This is a genomic window from Pseudomonas sp. 3JA, from assembly GCF_036961705.1.
GTDB lineage: Bacteria > Pseudomonadota > Gammaproteobacteria > Pseudomonadales > Pseudomonadaceae > Aquipseudomonas > Aquipseudomonas fluorescens_Q.
The window spans coordinates 1-14,588 of record NZ_JBAMDJ010000046.1 but is presented as its reverse complement, the minus strand read 5'-3'; the positions used below and the strand labels follow the sequence as shown (position 1 = coordinate 14,588).

The 14,588-nt window shown below is 54.4% G+C and carries 16 protein-coding genes; 10 read left to right on the top strand and 6 right to left on the bottom strand.

Annotation, left to right across the window (positions count from 1 at the left end; translation table 11 throughout):
• Positions 1 to 11: 11 nt before the first annotated feature.
• From V7773_RS26125 to V7773_RS26110, 4 genes are all read right to left on the bottom strand, one after another.
• Positions 12 to 1,340 (bottom strand): AAA family ATPase, encoded by a 1,329-nt coding sequence (locus V7773_RS26125; RefSeq protein WP_092150169.1) that lies wholly within the window; start codon positions 1,338 to 1,340, stop codon positions 12 to 14.
• 2 nt (positions 1,341 to 1,342) lie between these two features.
• A complete protein-coding gene (locus V7773_RS26120; RefSeq protein WP_092349040.1) occupies positions 1,343 to 1,873 on the bottom strand; it encodes an A24 family peptidase in 531 nt (176 codons plus the stop codon).
• 26 nt (positions 1,874 to 1,899) lie between these two features.
• Positions 1,900 to 2,094 carry a Flp family type IVb pilin gene (locus V7773_RS26115; RefSeq protein WP_063324882.1) on the bottom strand — a complete coding sequence of 65 codons (195 nt, stop codon included), beginning with the start codon at positions 2,092 to 2,094 and terminating at the stop codon, positions 1,900 to 1,902.
• 158 nt (positions 2,095 to 2,252) lie between these two features.
• The gene (locus tag V7773_RS26110) at positions 2,253 to 2,447 is read right to left on the bottom strand and encodes a Flp family type IVb pilin (protein WP_008070254.1); all 195 of its coding nucleotides are present in this window, start codon (positions 2,445 to 2,447) and stop codon (positions 2,253 to 2,255) included.
• A gap of 311 nt (positions 2,448 to 2,758) precedes the next feature.
• On the opposite strand from V7773_RS26110, the gene V7773_RS26105 reads away from it, so the two are divergent.
• From V7773_RS26105 to V7773_RS26080, 6 genes are all read left to right on the top strand, one after another.
• Positions 2,759 to 3,628: a response regulator transcription factor gene (locus V7773_RS26105; protein WP_092224720.1), complete on the top strand. Its 870-nt coding sequence runs from the start codon at positions 2,759 to 2,761 to the stop codon at positions 3,626 to 3,628.
• 324 nt (positions 3,629 to 3,952) lie between these two features.
• Entirely contained in the window at positions 3,953 to 4,981 is a 1,029-nt protein-coding gene (locus V7773_RS26100; protein WP_336076017.1) for an alcohol dehydrogenase catalytic domain-containing protein, read from the top strand.
• A gap of 29 nt (positions 4,982 to 5,010) precedes the next feature.
• A complete protein-coding gene (locus V7773_RS26095; protein WP_063324879.1) occupies positions 5,011 to 5,685 on the top strand; it encodes a dihydrofolate reductase family protein in 675 nt (224 codons plus the stop codon).
• A complete protein-coding gene (locus V7773_RS26090) occupies positions 5,685 to 6,335 on the top strand; it encodes an HAD family hydrolase (RefSeq protein WP_336076016.1) in 651 nt (216 codons plus the stop codon). The genes V7773_RS26095 and V7773_RS26090 overlap by 1 nt, the downstream gene beginning before the upstream one ends.
• A gap of 7 nt (positions 6,336 to 6,342) precedes the next feature.
• Positions 6,343 to 6,945: a DUF1349 domain-containing protein gene (locus V7773_RS26085; RefSeq protein ID WP_336076015.1), complete on the top strand. Its 603-nt coding sequence runs from the start codon at positions 6,343 to 6,345 to the stop codon at positions 6,943 to 6,945.
• The gene (locus tag V7773_RS26080) at positions 6,909 to 8,159 is read left to right on the top strand and encodes an MFS transporter (protein WP_336076014.1); all 1,251 of its coding nucleotides are present in this window, start codon (positions 6,909 to 6,911) and stop codon (positions 8,157 to 8,159) included. The genes V7773_RS26085 and V7773_RS26080 overlap by 37 nt, the downstream gene beginning before the upstream one ends.
• A 73-nt stretch (positions 8,160 to 8,232) precedes the next feature.
• Here the strand turns inward: V7773_RS26080 and V7773_RS26075 are convergent, their stop codons facing one another.
• The gene (locus tag V7773_RS26075; protein WP_063324875.1) at positions 8,233 to 8,664 is read right to left on the bottom strand and encodes an Lrp/AsnC family transcriptional regulator; all 432 of its coding nucleotides are present in this window, start codon (positions 8,662 to 8,664) and stop codon (positions 8,233 to 8,235) included.
• A gap of 188 nt (positions 8,665 to 8,852) precedes the next feature.
• On the opposite strand from V7773_RS26075, the gene V7773_RS26070 reads away from it, so the two are divergent.
• The 4 genes from V7773_RS26070 (at position 8,853) to V7773_RS26055 (ending at position 13,615) form a co-directional block, all read left to right on the top strand.
• The gene (locus V7773_RS26070; protein ID WP_063324874.1) at positions 8,853 to 9,566 is read left to right on the top strand and encodes a YczE/YyaS/YitT family protein; all 714 of its coding nucleotides are present in this window, start codon (positions 8,853 to 8,855) and stop codon (positions 9,564 to 9,566) included.
• Positions 9,567 to 9,669: 103 nt separating this feature from the next.
• Positions 9,670 to 11,154 carry an AmmeMemoRadiSam system radical SAM enzyme gene (gene amrS / locus V7773_RS26065; protein WP_063324873.1) on the top strand — a complete coding sequence of 495 codons (1,485 nt, stop codon included), beginning with the start codon at positions 9,670 to 9,672 and terminating at the stop codon, positions 11,152 to 11,154.
• On the top strand, positions 11,151 to 12,296 hold the full coding sequence (locus V7773_RS26060; RefSeq protein WP_336076010.1) for a PLP-dependent aspartate aminotransferase family protein: 1,146 nt from the start codon (positions 11,151 to 11,153) through the stop codon (positions 12,294 to 12,296). The genes amrS and V7773_RS26060 overlap by 4 nt, the downstream gene beginning before the upstream one ends.
• A 62-nt stretch (positions 12,297 to 12,358) precedes the next feature.
• Positions 12,359 to 13,615: an aminotransferase-like domain-containing protein gene (locus V7773_RS26055; protein ID WP_336076008.1), complete on the top strand. Its 1,257-nt coding sequence runs from the start codon at positions 12,359 to 12,361 to the stop codon at positions 13,613 to 13,615.
• 67 nt (positions 13,616 to 13,682) lie between these two features.
• Here V7773_RS26055 and V7773_RS26050 read toward each other — a convergent pair whose 3' ends face one another.
• Positions 13,683 to 14,315 carry a LysE family translocator gene (locus V7773_RS26050; protein WP_336076007.1) on the bottom strand — a complete coding sequence of 211 codons (633 nt, stop codon included), beginning with the start codon at positions 14,313 to 14,315 and terminating at the stop codon, positions 13,683 to 13,685.
• Positions 14,316 to 14,588: the final 273 nt, after the last annotated feature.

Here is a 14,588-nt window from a genome sequence, read left to right as displayed (position 1 = left end):
GTATCTCCAGATCAAAGGAAGTCGAGCTGAACGAAATAGTTGTGCCAGGCCCATTCCAGCTCTTGCGGCGACAGGGGCCCGGAACCGCCCAGGTAGCGCTGGCGGTCAAGCGCCATGTTCAACAGGTCACGGGGATGGCAAGGCACCAGCGGCATGCCTTCGCCTGCGTAAAGCCGCTGCAGGACATAGCGCACCAACAGGGGGTCATACGGGATGCCCAGGCGTTCGCATTCCTGGCGCCAGATCTGTTCGTACTCCTCGGGCTTGAGGTAGCCGAACTGCACCTTGTAGCCAATGCGCCGCAGGAAGGCCTCGTCGGCCAATTCGAGGGGATTGAGGTTGGTGGAAAACACCAGCACCAGGTCGAATGGCAGCTCGCAATGCCGGCCGCCGCCCAGGTTGATGAAGTCGCGCTTCTCCTCCATGGGCACGATCCAGCGATTGAGCAACTCGGCTGGGGCCATGCGCTGGCGGCCCATGTCATCGATGATGAACAGGCCGTTGCTGGCCTTGAGCTGCAAAGCCGCCTGGTATTGCCGGGTGAACGGGTCGTAGCGCACGTCCAGCTGTTCCATGTTCAGCTCGCCGCCGGTAATGACGATCGGGCGTTTGCAGCACAGCAGCCGGCGGTCGATGCCTTCGTTGAGCATCAGGTTGTTCGATTGGCCGTGGTCATCCAGGCGCTGGTGCACCTGCGGGTCGTAGATCTCGATGACCGACTCGTTGATGACGATGGCATGGGGCACCCAGATCGCCTCGGCGAACAGCCGGATCAATCGGCTGCTGACATAGGTTTTGCCCGTGCCCGCCGGACCGTAGATCATGATCGCCCGCCCGGAATTCAGGGCGACGCCCAACTGGTCGAGCATGCCTTGGCTCAGCACCAGGCCGGCCAAGGCCTGGTGCATGTCCTTGGCGGTGATGCGGCCATGGTGAATGGTCTGGATCTTGATCAGCGAGCGATAGGTGCTGACCGGGAACGGGGCCGCGCCGATGTAGCCGCTACGGGCCAGGGCGTCACGCGCCGAACTGCGACCGCGTTCGGTCAGGCCATAGCGCAGCGTCTGTACACCCGTTTGCCCCAGCTGGCCCAGCACTTCGACACGACCGTCCTTGCGCAGGAACGCCAGGACTTCTTCCAGCACCGCGCCGGTCAGGGCCAGGCGCTCCACCAGCCGCGACATGTCCAGCACACCGGCGTCGTGCAGATGCTTGCACACCAGCTCACCCAGGAAGCTGTCGCTCAGGCCGGTGTCGCGAATGGTGCAAGGTTGTGGCGCCAGGCGTTGGACCGCTTCCCGTTCGCTGGGGTAGGCATCGCTATCGTTGATGACGTGCATGACTAGACTCCCCAGCCGCCGGCAACCAGTTGCCAGTAAACGCTGTTCAAAGTACCGATCAGGATCGCAATCGAATAAGGAAAGGGTTTACCGGCCACTTCATCGGAAGTCGGCGCCAGATAGGCCTGGGCTCGCACCATCAACCAATAGCGCCCCAGGGTCTGGAGCAGTTGGCCACGGGCCAGGACGATCAGGAAACCGCACACACCGCCGGCGATCAGGCTGAACAGCGCCGCCCACAGTGCGTAATGAAAAGGCAGGAAGCTGCCGACCATGGTCATCAGCTTGACGTCACCGGCGGCCATGCCACCCACCGCGTACATAGGCAGGAACAACCCGAAACAGATCAGCATGCCCAATAGGCTGTCGCCCAGGCCGCCGAGCCCACCGGTATAAACCTGGCCGGCCAACCCCAGGGCAAGGCCCAACAGGACCAGCGTGTTGGGGATGCGGTGGCGAAGCAGATCGCTCACCACCGCCACACCCAGCAGTCCCAGCAGCAGCACCGTCGACACCAGCAATTCCATGGACATGATGCGTCTCCCTAGTGTGATTATCGTTAGCAGGCGACGTTGCCATTGGCGGCTTGGCACAACGCACGGATCTTGGTGTCCACTGCGCCGCCCAGAAGGACGAATGCCGCTGCCACCAACACCGTGATCAAGCCACCCGCCACCGCGTATTCAACAATGGTCAGGCCGTCTTCATCTTTGGCGAACTTGCTGATCGAAGTTCTTATTGTCTGGAAAGTCATTTCATGAACCTCACGCGCGTTAAGAAGTTATGCTACGAACTTGGTTGGAGGGGACAGCGCGAAGTCCATTTGATTGATTCGTTGTACTCACTGCAAAAGAGTCGCAAGCGTTATTCCCTTGAAAGTAACCGTGCCCCCTTCACCGCAAGTTGCCGCTGTCAGCAAGCAACGTTGCCGTTGACCGCCTGGCACAGCGCACGGATCTTGGTATTCACGGCACCGCCCAGAAGAACAAACGCAGCGGCCACCAATACGGTGATCAACCCACCGGCCACGGCGTATTCCACAATGGTCAGGCCATCTTCATCTTTGGCGAACTTCAGTACCGAAGCCTTGATTGTTTGAAGAGTCATTTCGCACACCTCATCGGGGTTGTTTTTCAAGGGCAGTACATTGCGAACTGCCTGATGCAACCCTAGTCAGCAGGTGGTCATAGCCGTTAGGAGGATTTTGCACTTCGCTAGGATTTTTTTGCGGCGGGTGGGAAAGGGCCTGCTGGGTCGGAAAATCCATCCGTACCGCAGCGCAGACGGGCGCTCGCGAGCGTCTCGTGGCGGGACGGCGCTAAAAGATCGGTTTTTTATAAAAATTTATTCGGCGAAGTGATAGCACTGTGACAATACTGCTAGCTAAAGGGCAGGAAGAACCTCTGGGTAGTCGTCCTATGGCGCCAAGTCTGACTGAAAAACCAAAGCTGTTATGGTTCGATCTGACTCACGATCGGTCCACCAAGGAACTCGTCTCCCAATTCCAGGACACGTGCGACTGCACGCTGGCAAAAAACGCCATGCTGCCCAGTGCGGAACAGGTCGACATGATCTGCATCCATTTCGACCGCCCGGACACGCCGGGCCTGCGACGCCTGTTGGAGATCAAACGAACCGTACCTGGCACGCCCATCACCATGTTCACCGTGCAGCACTCCGAAGAGCTGGCGGTGTGGGCCATGCGCTCCAGCGTCTGGGAATACATGGTGCTGCCCTTGTCCGCCGCCGAGAAAAAGCGCTACCTCACGGCCGTGGTGCAACTGTGCGAGTTGCGTCGCAATACCAATGGCCGAGGAAAGACCTCGCAGATCGACCACTCCCCGACCCTGCCGGACAGCATTCGCCTGACCGCCGGGCACCAGAAGCACCAGGCCCTCAGCCACATCATGCTGTACATCGACCAGCATTTTCGCGACAGCATCGATCAACGCGACCTGGCCAAGCGTTGCGGCATGACGACGTTTCGTTTCAGCCGGGTGTTCAAGGAAGCCAACGGACTCGGCTTCACCGACTACGTGCTGAACAAACGCATGAGCTTCGCCAAGGAACTGCTCGATAACAGCCAGATGCCCATCACCAGCATCGGCTACGAGGCCGGCTTCAAGGACCCGTCCTACTTCGCTCGCGCCTTCAAGCAATATGCCAGTTGCACGCCCAGTGAATACCGTCTTGCATACCAGATGCGCAACGCACATCCGACACCGGAGCCACCGGATGAGGCCGCCCTGGAAGCGATTGAAAACCTGGTGCACAGCCTTGAAGGGTAAAAGGTTTTTTACCGTTATTGATTAATTGCACATCGCAAGTTGTGTCCAAATAATAATATTCACGCCCCTGCCAACTTAGAAAAGACCATGCGTGGCCTGTCTTTACGGCGCCTGGCGGGCCAAGCTGAAACAACATGAATCATCGTGTCGTTATCGGTAATTCTTTTTCGACTGAAACCAACTCTGTCAGCCTTGCATAATGCCAGCCGTTTCCAAATGGATGAACCGTGCTGCACGTCCGTAGGCCGCTCCAGATACAGCAGAGCGGGTTCTCTAGTTGGCATGCTTCATCCAAAAAAAATCGAATAGAGCGCTGATGGGTATATGAAAGCAATCAGTTTAGCGAGCGCACGAACGTTGAGCTTGGTGAGTCACGAAGTGTCCGAAACGCTACCCGCCGATGGTATAGAAATAGACATTGTACTCTCCGGCATTTGCGGAACAGACCTGGCGGTATTGTCCGGGCGTGAAGAGGGACAGGTGGGCATCGTCCGTGGTCACGAAGCGGTCGGCGTCGTTGTCAATGTAGGGGCAGGCGTCAAACGCACGCGCAAAGGGATGCGTGTGGTGATAGACCCCAACGAATACTGCGGTAACTGCGAACATTGCAACGCCGCTAGAACCCATCTATGCAATGGCGGTTCAAATGCGGGCCTGGACATCGCCGGCGTCAACAAGCACGGTACATTTGCGGAGCGATTCATAACACGCGAGCGCTTTGTACACTGCATCCCAGACGACATGAGTTGGGAAACAGCCGTCTTGGTTGAACCCGTAGCCTGTATTTTGAACAACATTGAACAAGCCTCCATCAAAGCGGGGGAACGTGTGCTGCTTCTAGGATCGGGCCCCATGAGCCTGGTCGCACAACTACTTTTGCGCGCGATGGGCGTCCATACATGTGCTACCGATTTGAATACCTTTCGAATCGAATTCGGACACTCCCTGGGTTTGAACATTGTGCGCCCTGAGGAACTTGAGTGCCTTGGGCAAAACCAGGAAAAATACGATGTTGTCATCGATACCGTGGGTAATCAGCTCGAGACAGCCGCCAGCCGGGTTGCCCGAGGTGGCAGGATTGTCCTGTTCGGATTCAACGGGAATTATGAATATTCACTCCCTGCAAAACACTTCCTGGTCAATGCCATCAGTATCATTGCCGCAGGCGAGTACAACCAGCACTTCCCCCGGGCGCTGCGCATTGCCCACAGGCTTCCTGAACTTGGAAAGCTAGTCACCCACCGTTATCCCCTTGAAGCTTATTCAACAGCATTTGACAGTTTGTTGAATGATCCTTGCGCACCCACGATAAAAAGCGTCTTCACCCCCAATCCCAAGCACTTGTCACGCTAAAGCTAACCAGCCCTTCAAGTAGACCCCTTATGAAAGTTACTGTATTCAGCCAGATTTCCATCGATGGCAAACTGACGCTCGGCAATGAAGCCTCCAGCAAACCGCTGTTTCAGCATTTCGACGATGAAGACATGCGCTTCATTCATAAATTCCGCGGTGAAGTCGATGCCATCATGGTCGGTCGCAATACGATTATCACCGACGATCCTCAATTGACCAATCGCTATGAGTCCGGTCGTAATCCTGTGCGTATCATTCCTACGACATCGCTCAACTTCCCAGCTTCTGCGAAAATCTTCAGTTCTCCCGAACACACTATCATCGCAACGACAGAAGAAGCACGTGACCACAAGATGGTCGAGCACATCCGCGCGCATGGTAAAGAGGTTCTTTTTGCAGGAACCGCACGAGTCGACTTCAAACAGCTCTTCCCGATGCTTGAAGCTCGCGGAATAAATCACATCATGGTTGAAGGGGGTGGCCACCTGAACTGGCAGGTATTCAATCTTGATCTAGTCGACGAAATCATGCTCATGCAATTGCCTATCATCATTGGCGGCTCAGACACTACCACGCTAATAGATGGCGAAGGATTCCAGGACATTGAAATGACCAAAGCCTTCAAGCTGCATGAGTTTGAAGCACGCTCACACTATAACTTCCTGCACTTCAAGCGTGACCCTCAACAGCGGCGTGCGCATTGATGCCGGCTTTCCAGGGGTTCATTTTCGATATGGACGGTGTGCTGGTGGACAGTGAGCCGGTCTATATGAAACAGGAAAGACATTCCTATGCACGCCATGGCGTGGTGCTTGATGAGGCAGAACTGTCTCGTTTTGTAGGCACCACGCAGCGTCATATGTGGAGCGCCATCAAAACCGAATACGGGCTTGCAGAAGATCTGGACTGCCTCATGGCGGAGCATCACCGGCAGTTGATGGAAGTATTGAGTTCCGCCCCCCTGCCTCCCATGCCAGGTGTGACAGAACTTCTCGGCGCATTAAAGAGAGCGGGAATACCTTGTGCAGTCGCCTCCTCTTCACCGCGAGCACTCGTTGAGCTGATTTTACGTAACGCTGGGCTGCAGCTTTTTTTCAGTGAGATCGTGTGTGGCGATGACGTTACGCACAGCAAGCCGGATCCCGAGATTTTTCTCACGGCCGCCCAACGCCTGGGTATCCCACCGTCATCCTGTGTGGTGATTGAAGACTCCGCTCATGGTGTGGCGGCAGCAAAAGCCGCCAGCATGTTTTGCGCGGGTTTGCTCAACCCCAATTCAGGGCAGCAGGACCTGAGCGCGGCGGATTTACGTGTTCACCAGCACTGGGAAATAAACCACTGGTTTTTCGGGTAATAAAAGCATGAAAAAACTGAGTATTTCAGACTGGACCTGGATTAACGTCCCCGAGCGATCGTCCATCAACGATCAGGAAATCATTATCCACACCACACCCGACACCGATTTCTGGCGAGGCACCTATTACGGCCTGGAGTATGACAATGCACCGGCCATTGTGGTGGCCAGCGAGGAACAATACTGGACATTGAAGGCCAAGGTATCTTTTGCCTCAAGTACCTACTTTGACCAATGCGGCCTGTTTATCTACCAAGATAAAAACCACTGGATGAAAAGCGGCATCGAATACCAGAACAATGGTTTCCAGCAGCTGTTCTCTGTCGTGACCAACAATGGTTTTTCAGACTGGTCCATGGCTGATTTCGATCGCGTCACCCAGACCATGTATTACCGCCTGAGCCGAAGAGGCAGCGACTTCCTTCTGGAAAACTCGGTTGACGGGACACAGTTCTGCATGATGCGTATGTTCCACCTGTTCCATGCAGAAGAACTCGTCCGGTTCGGGTTCTTTGCCAGTAGCCCGGGCGATTCATCTTTCGCGGCACACTTTTCAGAGATTGAATGGACTGAATGCTGTTGGAAAGCGCACGGCGCCCCACGTTTCTAATTTCAAGAGTTTTATACCTGATGCTGTCTGCGCCCAATCCCCATCGACACGCGCTTTACGCTTGTTATGCAGCCATGCTGTGCCTGGCCATGGCACTCAACTTCCTGCCGGTGTACCTGACGACGTTCAGTGATGCCTTTGGCCCCTCGTCAGGGCTGACCACGGAGCAACTGGGACGGATTCCGGCGGTCATGTTCCTCAGCTTTATAGTGGCCATTCTGATCACCGGGCCATTGGCAGACCGAGGGGACGCCAGGCGGATCATTCTCTTTGGGCTGATGACCACTTCAGCAGGTCTGGCCCTTGTGGCTTTTGCCCCTTCCTATACCTTCCTGCTCTTCGCGGTTGCCATCATGGGTTTCGGTGCGGGTGTGCTGGATATGATACTCAGCCCTATTGTCGCAGCCCTGCAACCCGAGCGCCGAAGCGCCGCCATGAACTGGCTGCATTCGTATTTCTGCATTGGCGCGGTAAGTGCCGTGCTGATCGCAAGCATCGCCCTGAGATGGGACATTTCCTGGCGCATGGTCGCCTTGGGCTTGATCGTTGCCCCGCTTGCAACCTTTCTATTGTTCCTGCGATTGCCCCTGCCACCGCTGATACAGGAGCACGTGCAACGCGAATCCATGCCCGCGCTTATCAGACAACCCTATTTCATCGCCTGCATGATCGCCATCTTTCTAGGAGGCGCTACGGAAACGGGACTGTCTCAATGGCTGCCCGCCTTCGCTGAACAAGGATTGGGGTATTCGAAAGAAGTGGGTGGTTTTGCGCTCGCCGGTTTTTCAGTGGGCATGGCCCTCGGGCGCATGGCCGCCGCTCTGCTGCAAGAACGGATACCCGCCGTTTCACTGATGCTAGGCTGCTGCGCCGTTACCGTCGTCCTGTTTTTCGTGATCAGCTTCGCCCCCAGCCCCGCATTGGCGTTAACCGCTGCCATCGCCGCAGGGTTCTCAGGCAGTTGCCTATGGCCCACGATGCTCGCCATCACCGCAGATGCCTATCCTCAAGGTGGAGCAACCATGTTCTCTGTACTGACAGCCTCGGGTAATGCCGGATGCAGTCTGATTCCATGGCTTGTGGGAATTATTTCAGCGCATTCGGATTTGCACATCGGTTTACTGGCGGTCACCCTCTGCCCCGCCGCCATGATGCTATTACTCGTGTGGATGTCTCGCTGGCCACTGAAACATCCCCACCCGTGCCAGAGCTAGACCGGACGCCCATGGCCGGGGAGCGACCTCGTCGATCGAGTACTCCCCGCCCCTGCCTGACAGGCGCCCTGACTCACGGGGCGAGCTTTCTTCTCTCGATAGGAATGGACAGGACAATGCTGGTACGCGTCTCTCCGTATGCGTTTATTTTCGCAATGATGTCCTCGATTTCAGCCATGGATCTGGCGTAGATCCGGATCAGATAGGAATCGTTTCCCGTGATGTGCAGGCATTCAACGACTTCAGGGATGTCGGTGAGCGTTGCTATTAATTTGGATTTCGCCGGCTTGAGGGTGGTGATGCCGACGACAGCTGATATGCCGTACCCCAGTTTGGTTGGATCTAACTGAGCGTGATAGCCCTTGATGACCCCTGAGTCTTCAAGTTTGCGCAACCTGTCATTGGTGGCAGGAATAGAAAGACCTGCGTGCTTGGAAAGCTCTGTGATGGAAATGCGACCACAGTCCTGTACCTTACCCAGGATTTTGACGTCTATACGATCCATGTGCGTTTTCCCCGGTTAAAAGTATAAATTTTAATGAAAAGCCCGCGTTTTTCATTAAAAAAAGCATGCACCAAAATAAAGCAGAGCGCTAGTCTATTTCCAGCCTGAAAGCCTGAGGGCAATCAATAGCCCTGCTCTTTAGCGTGACGCACTCATAATAAAATATTCTCTCCAGGGATGGTGCTCGCATGGAAGATGAGAAGATAAAGTGTGGAAAAAAGTCATACTCATTCGCTCAGTACATTGGCACGCAAGTACTAAGTTTTCGCCACTTCAAGAAGGACCAGCTCCTGATGTACTTGACGGGTGTCGGTTTCTTTTCACTGGGCGCCAAGTGCTTCATCATCAGTCAACTGGGTACCGACCCATTAGACGTCTTGATCATTTCCATCGATAAAATACTTATGCTCGGCATGGGCATTTGTTCGGCTATCGTGTCGCTCTTCTTCCTGACATGGTGGATGCTCTGGAACAAAAAATACCCGCCGATAAGTCCCTTTATTACAACAACGCTGACCGGCCTGTTGATTGATCTCTGGTCAGGGTTGGGGCTCGGAGAGTATTTGATCGCGAGAATGAATGAGTACATGTTATTGGCGACGGGACTGGTGTTATGTGCCTACTCCTCCGCGCTGATCATCATGAGCGGTATTGGAATCAGAATCATGGACCTCGTGGTCCTGACCATGGTTTCCAAGTGGGGCTGGTCATTCACCAAAGCCAAAATGATCATTGAAATCGGCATCTTTTCGGGCGGATGGCTTTTAGGCGGCCCGTTCGGCGTGGGAACGATCGCATTCCTCCTGGTGATCGGCCCGCTTATTCAACCCTTCATGAACATGAATGCCAAGCGCTTTTCTCTCAAGAACTATGGATTGATTCGCGCTTCATCCGCCTACTAACACCCATAAAGATAGTTGCCATCCATGGCAGCGGGATTGTTTCGCCTCGATTTTTTTCAACCGATGATATTGATAACAACTTCCGTGATGAGGAGTGAGAAAGATGGACACTACAAAAAATAAAAACTGGACCTTGGAAAGCAGCCCGGCAAAACTGGAAGAAATACTCCCGGGGGGCGTCGTCAAGTGTCATCTTTCCCCGCGAAACTGTGTCATACAGGAGGGCAAGGTAGGTTTTTGCAAAGTGCGCGGAAACCGAGGTGGCAGACTCGTTACATTGAACTACGGCAAAGGCGTTCACAGCACGGAAGAAACGATTGAGACCGAAGCCGTTTTCCACTTTGCCCCTGGAGAGCGGATCCTGTCCCTGGGCAATATCGGCTGCATGCTCAACTGCGGTTATTGCCACAACTGGAAGACCTCGCAGGCCAAGTACGTCACCGACAAAGACGTTTACTACTACACCCCTGAACAAGTTGTGGAAACCGCACTCAAGCACGGCATACGCGTCATTTCCTGGACGTATAACGATCCCGTTGTCTGGCATGAGTTCATCCTCGACACGGCAAGGCTGGCCAAGGAAGCGGGCCTGATCAACCTATATAAATCGGCGTTCTTTATCAGTGAAGAAGCCATTGATGAATTACTGCCGGTCATCGATATTTTCTCGATTTCGCTGAAATCCATTTCCCCGGAATACTACCGCAAGGTCACCACCGGCTGGGTAGAGCCAGTCCTGGCGGGAATCAAGAAGGTCTACGACGCCGGCAAATATGTCGAGGTCAGCACCTTGATGGTGACCGACATCAGCGACGATGAGGAAACGGCCCGGAAAATCAGCCAGTGGGTATTGGATGAGCTGGGCCCGAATGTGCCGTTGCACTTCGTCAGGTTCCATCCCGATTACAAAATGAGCAACAGCATCCGTACCCCCGTGGACCGGTTGCTGAAGGCTCGGGACGTTGCTCGGAGCATGGGCGTAGAGCATGTCTATCTGGGCAACGTGAATGACGTTGAGGGCACCAACACCAGTTGCAACAACTGTAACGCCCTGCTCGTCACCCGCTATGGTTTGAACGCTGAAATCATCGGGCTGGACAGCAAGGGTTGCTGCTCTCAATGCGGGCACGATGCGCATTTCAAACTGCTGGGCGAACACCAGGCGAACGTTCCTGTCGAGCTGCGAGAGGAGGCGCTGAGCGCTTACGAGAAACGCAAGTTCGAGTGGCATGGGGATATCGTGTCGCTGCACGCTCAAGTGCTGAATACCGAAGATTTCGAACAGACTGTCTACCTGCGGCGCAACTATACGGACGGGCACAACAGCGATTGGAAATCACTGACGCTGCGGCCACATGAAAGCTATCGATTCATTATTGCCAAGGCACGCATCGATGAGACCGGTCCTGAGGTCTGGCTCCCCAACGGGGTGAACTCGAACCTTCATGAAGTATTCGACAGGGCTCACTTCCCCACCGAATCGATTGAAGAAATTGGTATTTCGCAAAACGACATTACCCCGACCATTGGTTACGAGGGCAAGCAAAACATGTATGAACAGGTCATCAAACTGGTCAGCCAAGCATGAAAGTGTCTACTGAAATACTTCATATCAAGGTCGATGACCGGGACGCCCGACCTTCGGTCACGCCTATTTATCAGTGCAGCGCCTTCAGCGCTGACTCGGCCTTCTTCTACTCAAGGAAGGCCAATCCCAACGTGAGTGAATTGGAACAGGTTGTCGCGTCCCTGGAGGGCAGCGAATATGCCCTGGCGTACAGCACCGGGATGAGCGCCATCTACATGGTGTTGGAACTGTTGAAGCCGGGTGCTTCACTGGTCATCAACAAATACATCTATGGCTGCTCTTATAAATTGTTCCAGCGGTATGCAGCACGCATCGGCGCACACCTGACGATTCTGGATCTCACCACGCAAGACGGGTTGAATGCCTTGCCGGCGAACGTCGACATGGTCATTTTCGAAACACCGACCAACCCGTTCCTGAAAGACATTGATATTCATGCGGTCAGCCGGGCCGTCAAGCAAAACAACCCGCAAGCGCTGGTGGTGGTTGACAATACTTGGGCCACGCCGATATTTCAGAAGCCGTTGAACTTTGGCGCCGACATTTCACTGTACAGCGCCACCAAATACTTCTCCGGGCATAGCGACGTCATGGGCGGCCTGGTTCTGGTCAACAGTGAAATGATTTACAACCGCCTGCTCGAGGGTCGCTTTTATTCAGGCACGATATTAACGCCCAATAGCGCATGGTTGCTTCGCAGAAGCATGCAGACGTTCAACCTGCGCATGGAAAAGCACAGCCAGACGACAGCCAGCATGCTCAACTATCTGCGCGAGCTGCCTTTTATCGAGCATGTCTATTACCCACGCGTCGATGGCAAACAACTGACCGGTTACGGCGGCATTGTGTTTGTCGATATTCGACCCGACCTGGTTCCCTTCTACAAAACGTTCACCAGCACGCTCAAATGGTTTGGCACGGGCACGGGAATGGCCTGCGTGACGTCGATGGTTGCCCAACCCTTCAGTGGCAGCCATGCCTCGATGACGGATCAGGAAAAAGCGGACATGGGCATCGAGAAAGGCCTGGTTCGATTGTGCTTTGGCCTGGAGGACCTGGATGACCTCAAGGAAGACCTGCTGCAGGCATTCGAAGCCATGGAGCGCAAGGTCGATCAAGAAAGCTCACTCGATCCTGCGTAGCGGGTGTTGATCATAAGCGACGGGCCTTCAATGGCTCGTTGCTTTTTTATGGAGAAGCGAAAGTGTCCAGCGCACTCGAAAGCACGATATTCGGCGACCCCATCCTGAACGTCATTCACCTACTAAACTCGATTGCCCAAGAAAACCCGGAGGCCATTTCACTGGCCTCCGGTCGACCCGATGATGAGCAGTGCGACCCTTCGCTCATCGACAGGGGCCTGAGCCAATACAAAGATCACGTTGCCGGCACCGAGCAGTCACTTGCGACGCTGCTTTGCCAATATGGAAAAACCGCTGGAATCATCAATGAAATAATCGCCAGCCATCTGCAGGTGGATGAAGCGATCAACGTTGCCAACCCTGAAAGCATTATGGTGTGCATGGGCTTTCAAGAAGCCTGCACCTTGACGCTCCTGTCCATTTTTGAAGGCGGAGGGGTTTTATTGGTACCTGATCCGGTGTTTTCCGGGATCACGGGTATCGCAAAACTGCTGGGTATAAAGGTAGTCCCCGTCCCCATGGCCGCCTTTCTTGATCCGATCGCCCTGCGCAGGTTCATCGAAGCACTGGAATCCAGAGGTGAACGAATCAAGGCGCTTTATGCAATTCCGGACTTCAGCAATCCTACCGCCGACAGCCTTTCCCATGATGACAGGAGAGCCATGCTCTCTCTGGCCGATGAAAAGAACTTTTTCATCCTCGAAGACACTGCCTACCGTTACTTCAGGTACGAAGGCGATGCCATTGCGTCGATGAAGTCCATCGACAGTCGTCGGGTGTTCTTGCTGGGCTCCTTTGCCAAATCGATTTTCCCGGGCTTGCGCATGGGCTATGTGGTCGCCCCAGAGGGCACTGGGGTCATGTCCTTCAGCGGTCGATTGTGCAAAACCAAAAGCCTGATCACGGTGAACACCCCCGCCCTGTGCCAAGCGGTTGTCGCAGGCTTGCTGATCGAGCACCACTACTCGCTGAGAGAGCTGAACCAACCCAGGGTGCTGTCTTATACAAATAAAAGGAATCACATGCTTGAATGCCTTGAGCGCGAATTTCCACTCAAAGCCGACGCTCAAAGAGCGGTCAGTTGGAATCATCCGGCAGGCGGCTTCTTCATCAATGTGCAACTGCCTTTCGTCTTTGGATATTTTGAAATGCGCGAATGCGCCAGGCTGTTCAAGGTGATTGTATTTCCCACCACGTTGTTTTCACTGATGAATGAGGCCACCACCCAGGTCAGGCTGTCATTCAGCAATGCAACCACCTCGCAAATCACCCAGGCGATAGGCCGTTTCAGGGCGTACGTCGAGTTCAGGCTGCAATAAACGTCCTGCGTGCACGTAGGGAGACACCAAGGCTTATGCCCCGCTCAGCGAGGCATAAAAGCTTGGGTCAGATTGCCGTGGCCAGCATGACGCCAGTGGCGACCTGGTAGGCCCCCAGGAGGGCGATGGTTGCCCCTGAAAAGTAGTTGATCAGCCTTAGTTTCGATTCGGCAATCCGCGCCTTGAAAATGGAGGAGAACCCACTCAACCCCAGCCACCAGGCAGCCGAGCCCAGGAAGATACCGGTCACCATCGGCAGCAAGGTGTGCTGGCCGCCTTGGTCACTGGCCATGCCATCACTCAACGCAGCAAATATCGCGATAAACGACAAGATGGTCATGGGGTTGGAAAGCGTCAGGAACAGCGTGGTCGAGTAGGCTTTGAACAGGTTGGCACGCTCCCCCGCCATGGCCGTCGCGCCACCCTTCGATCGTATTGTCTGATAGCCAATGTAGGCGAGGAACAATCCTCCAAAGATGCACAACCAGGGTTTGAAGCTGATGAGCGTCGCAATGACGGCGGTAACACCCAGGGCACCGATGAATCCATAGATCGAATCGGCTGTGGCCGCGCCCAATCCCGTCGCGAAACCGGCTCTCCACCCAAGCATCAGACTTCGCTGTATGCACAACAGCCCAATGGGTCCTACAGGGGCTGCAATGCACAGCCCAATGACCATCGATTTAACGAAAATCAGCATAAATGCATCTCCAGAATGGGTACTGGAAGGTTAGGAGAAGTGCATTTCTTTAGGAATGAACTATTAATCTTCCTAGGCGTTTTCCCTTGAATTTTGCAGGAAGTATTCTCCACTCCCCTTCAATATTAAGGAAAATCGTCGTCAGCCCCCTCAGACAAGACGAATCGCTGGTCAAAGCCCCTTGAGCGCCGGAAACATAACCTTGGGCATTGAGATGGCCTTTTTTACGCGCAAAAAAAAACGCCGCTCAAATGAGCGGCGTTTTTTTTGAAT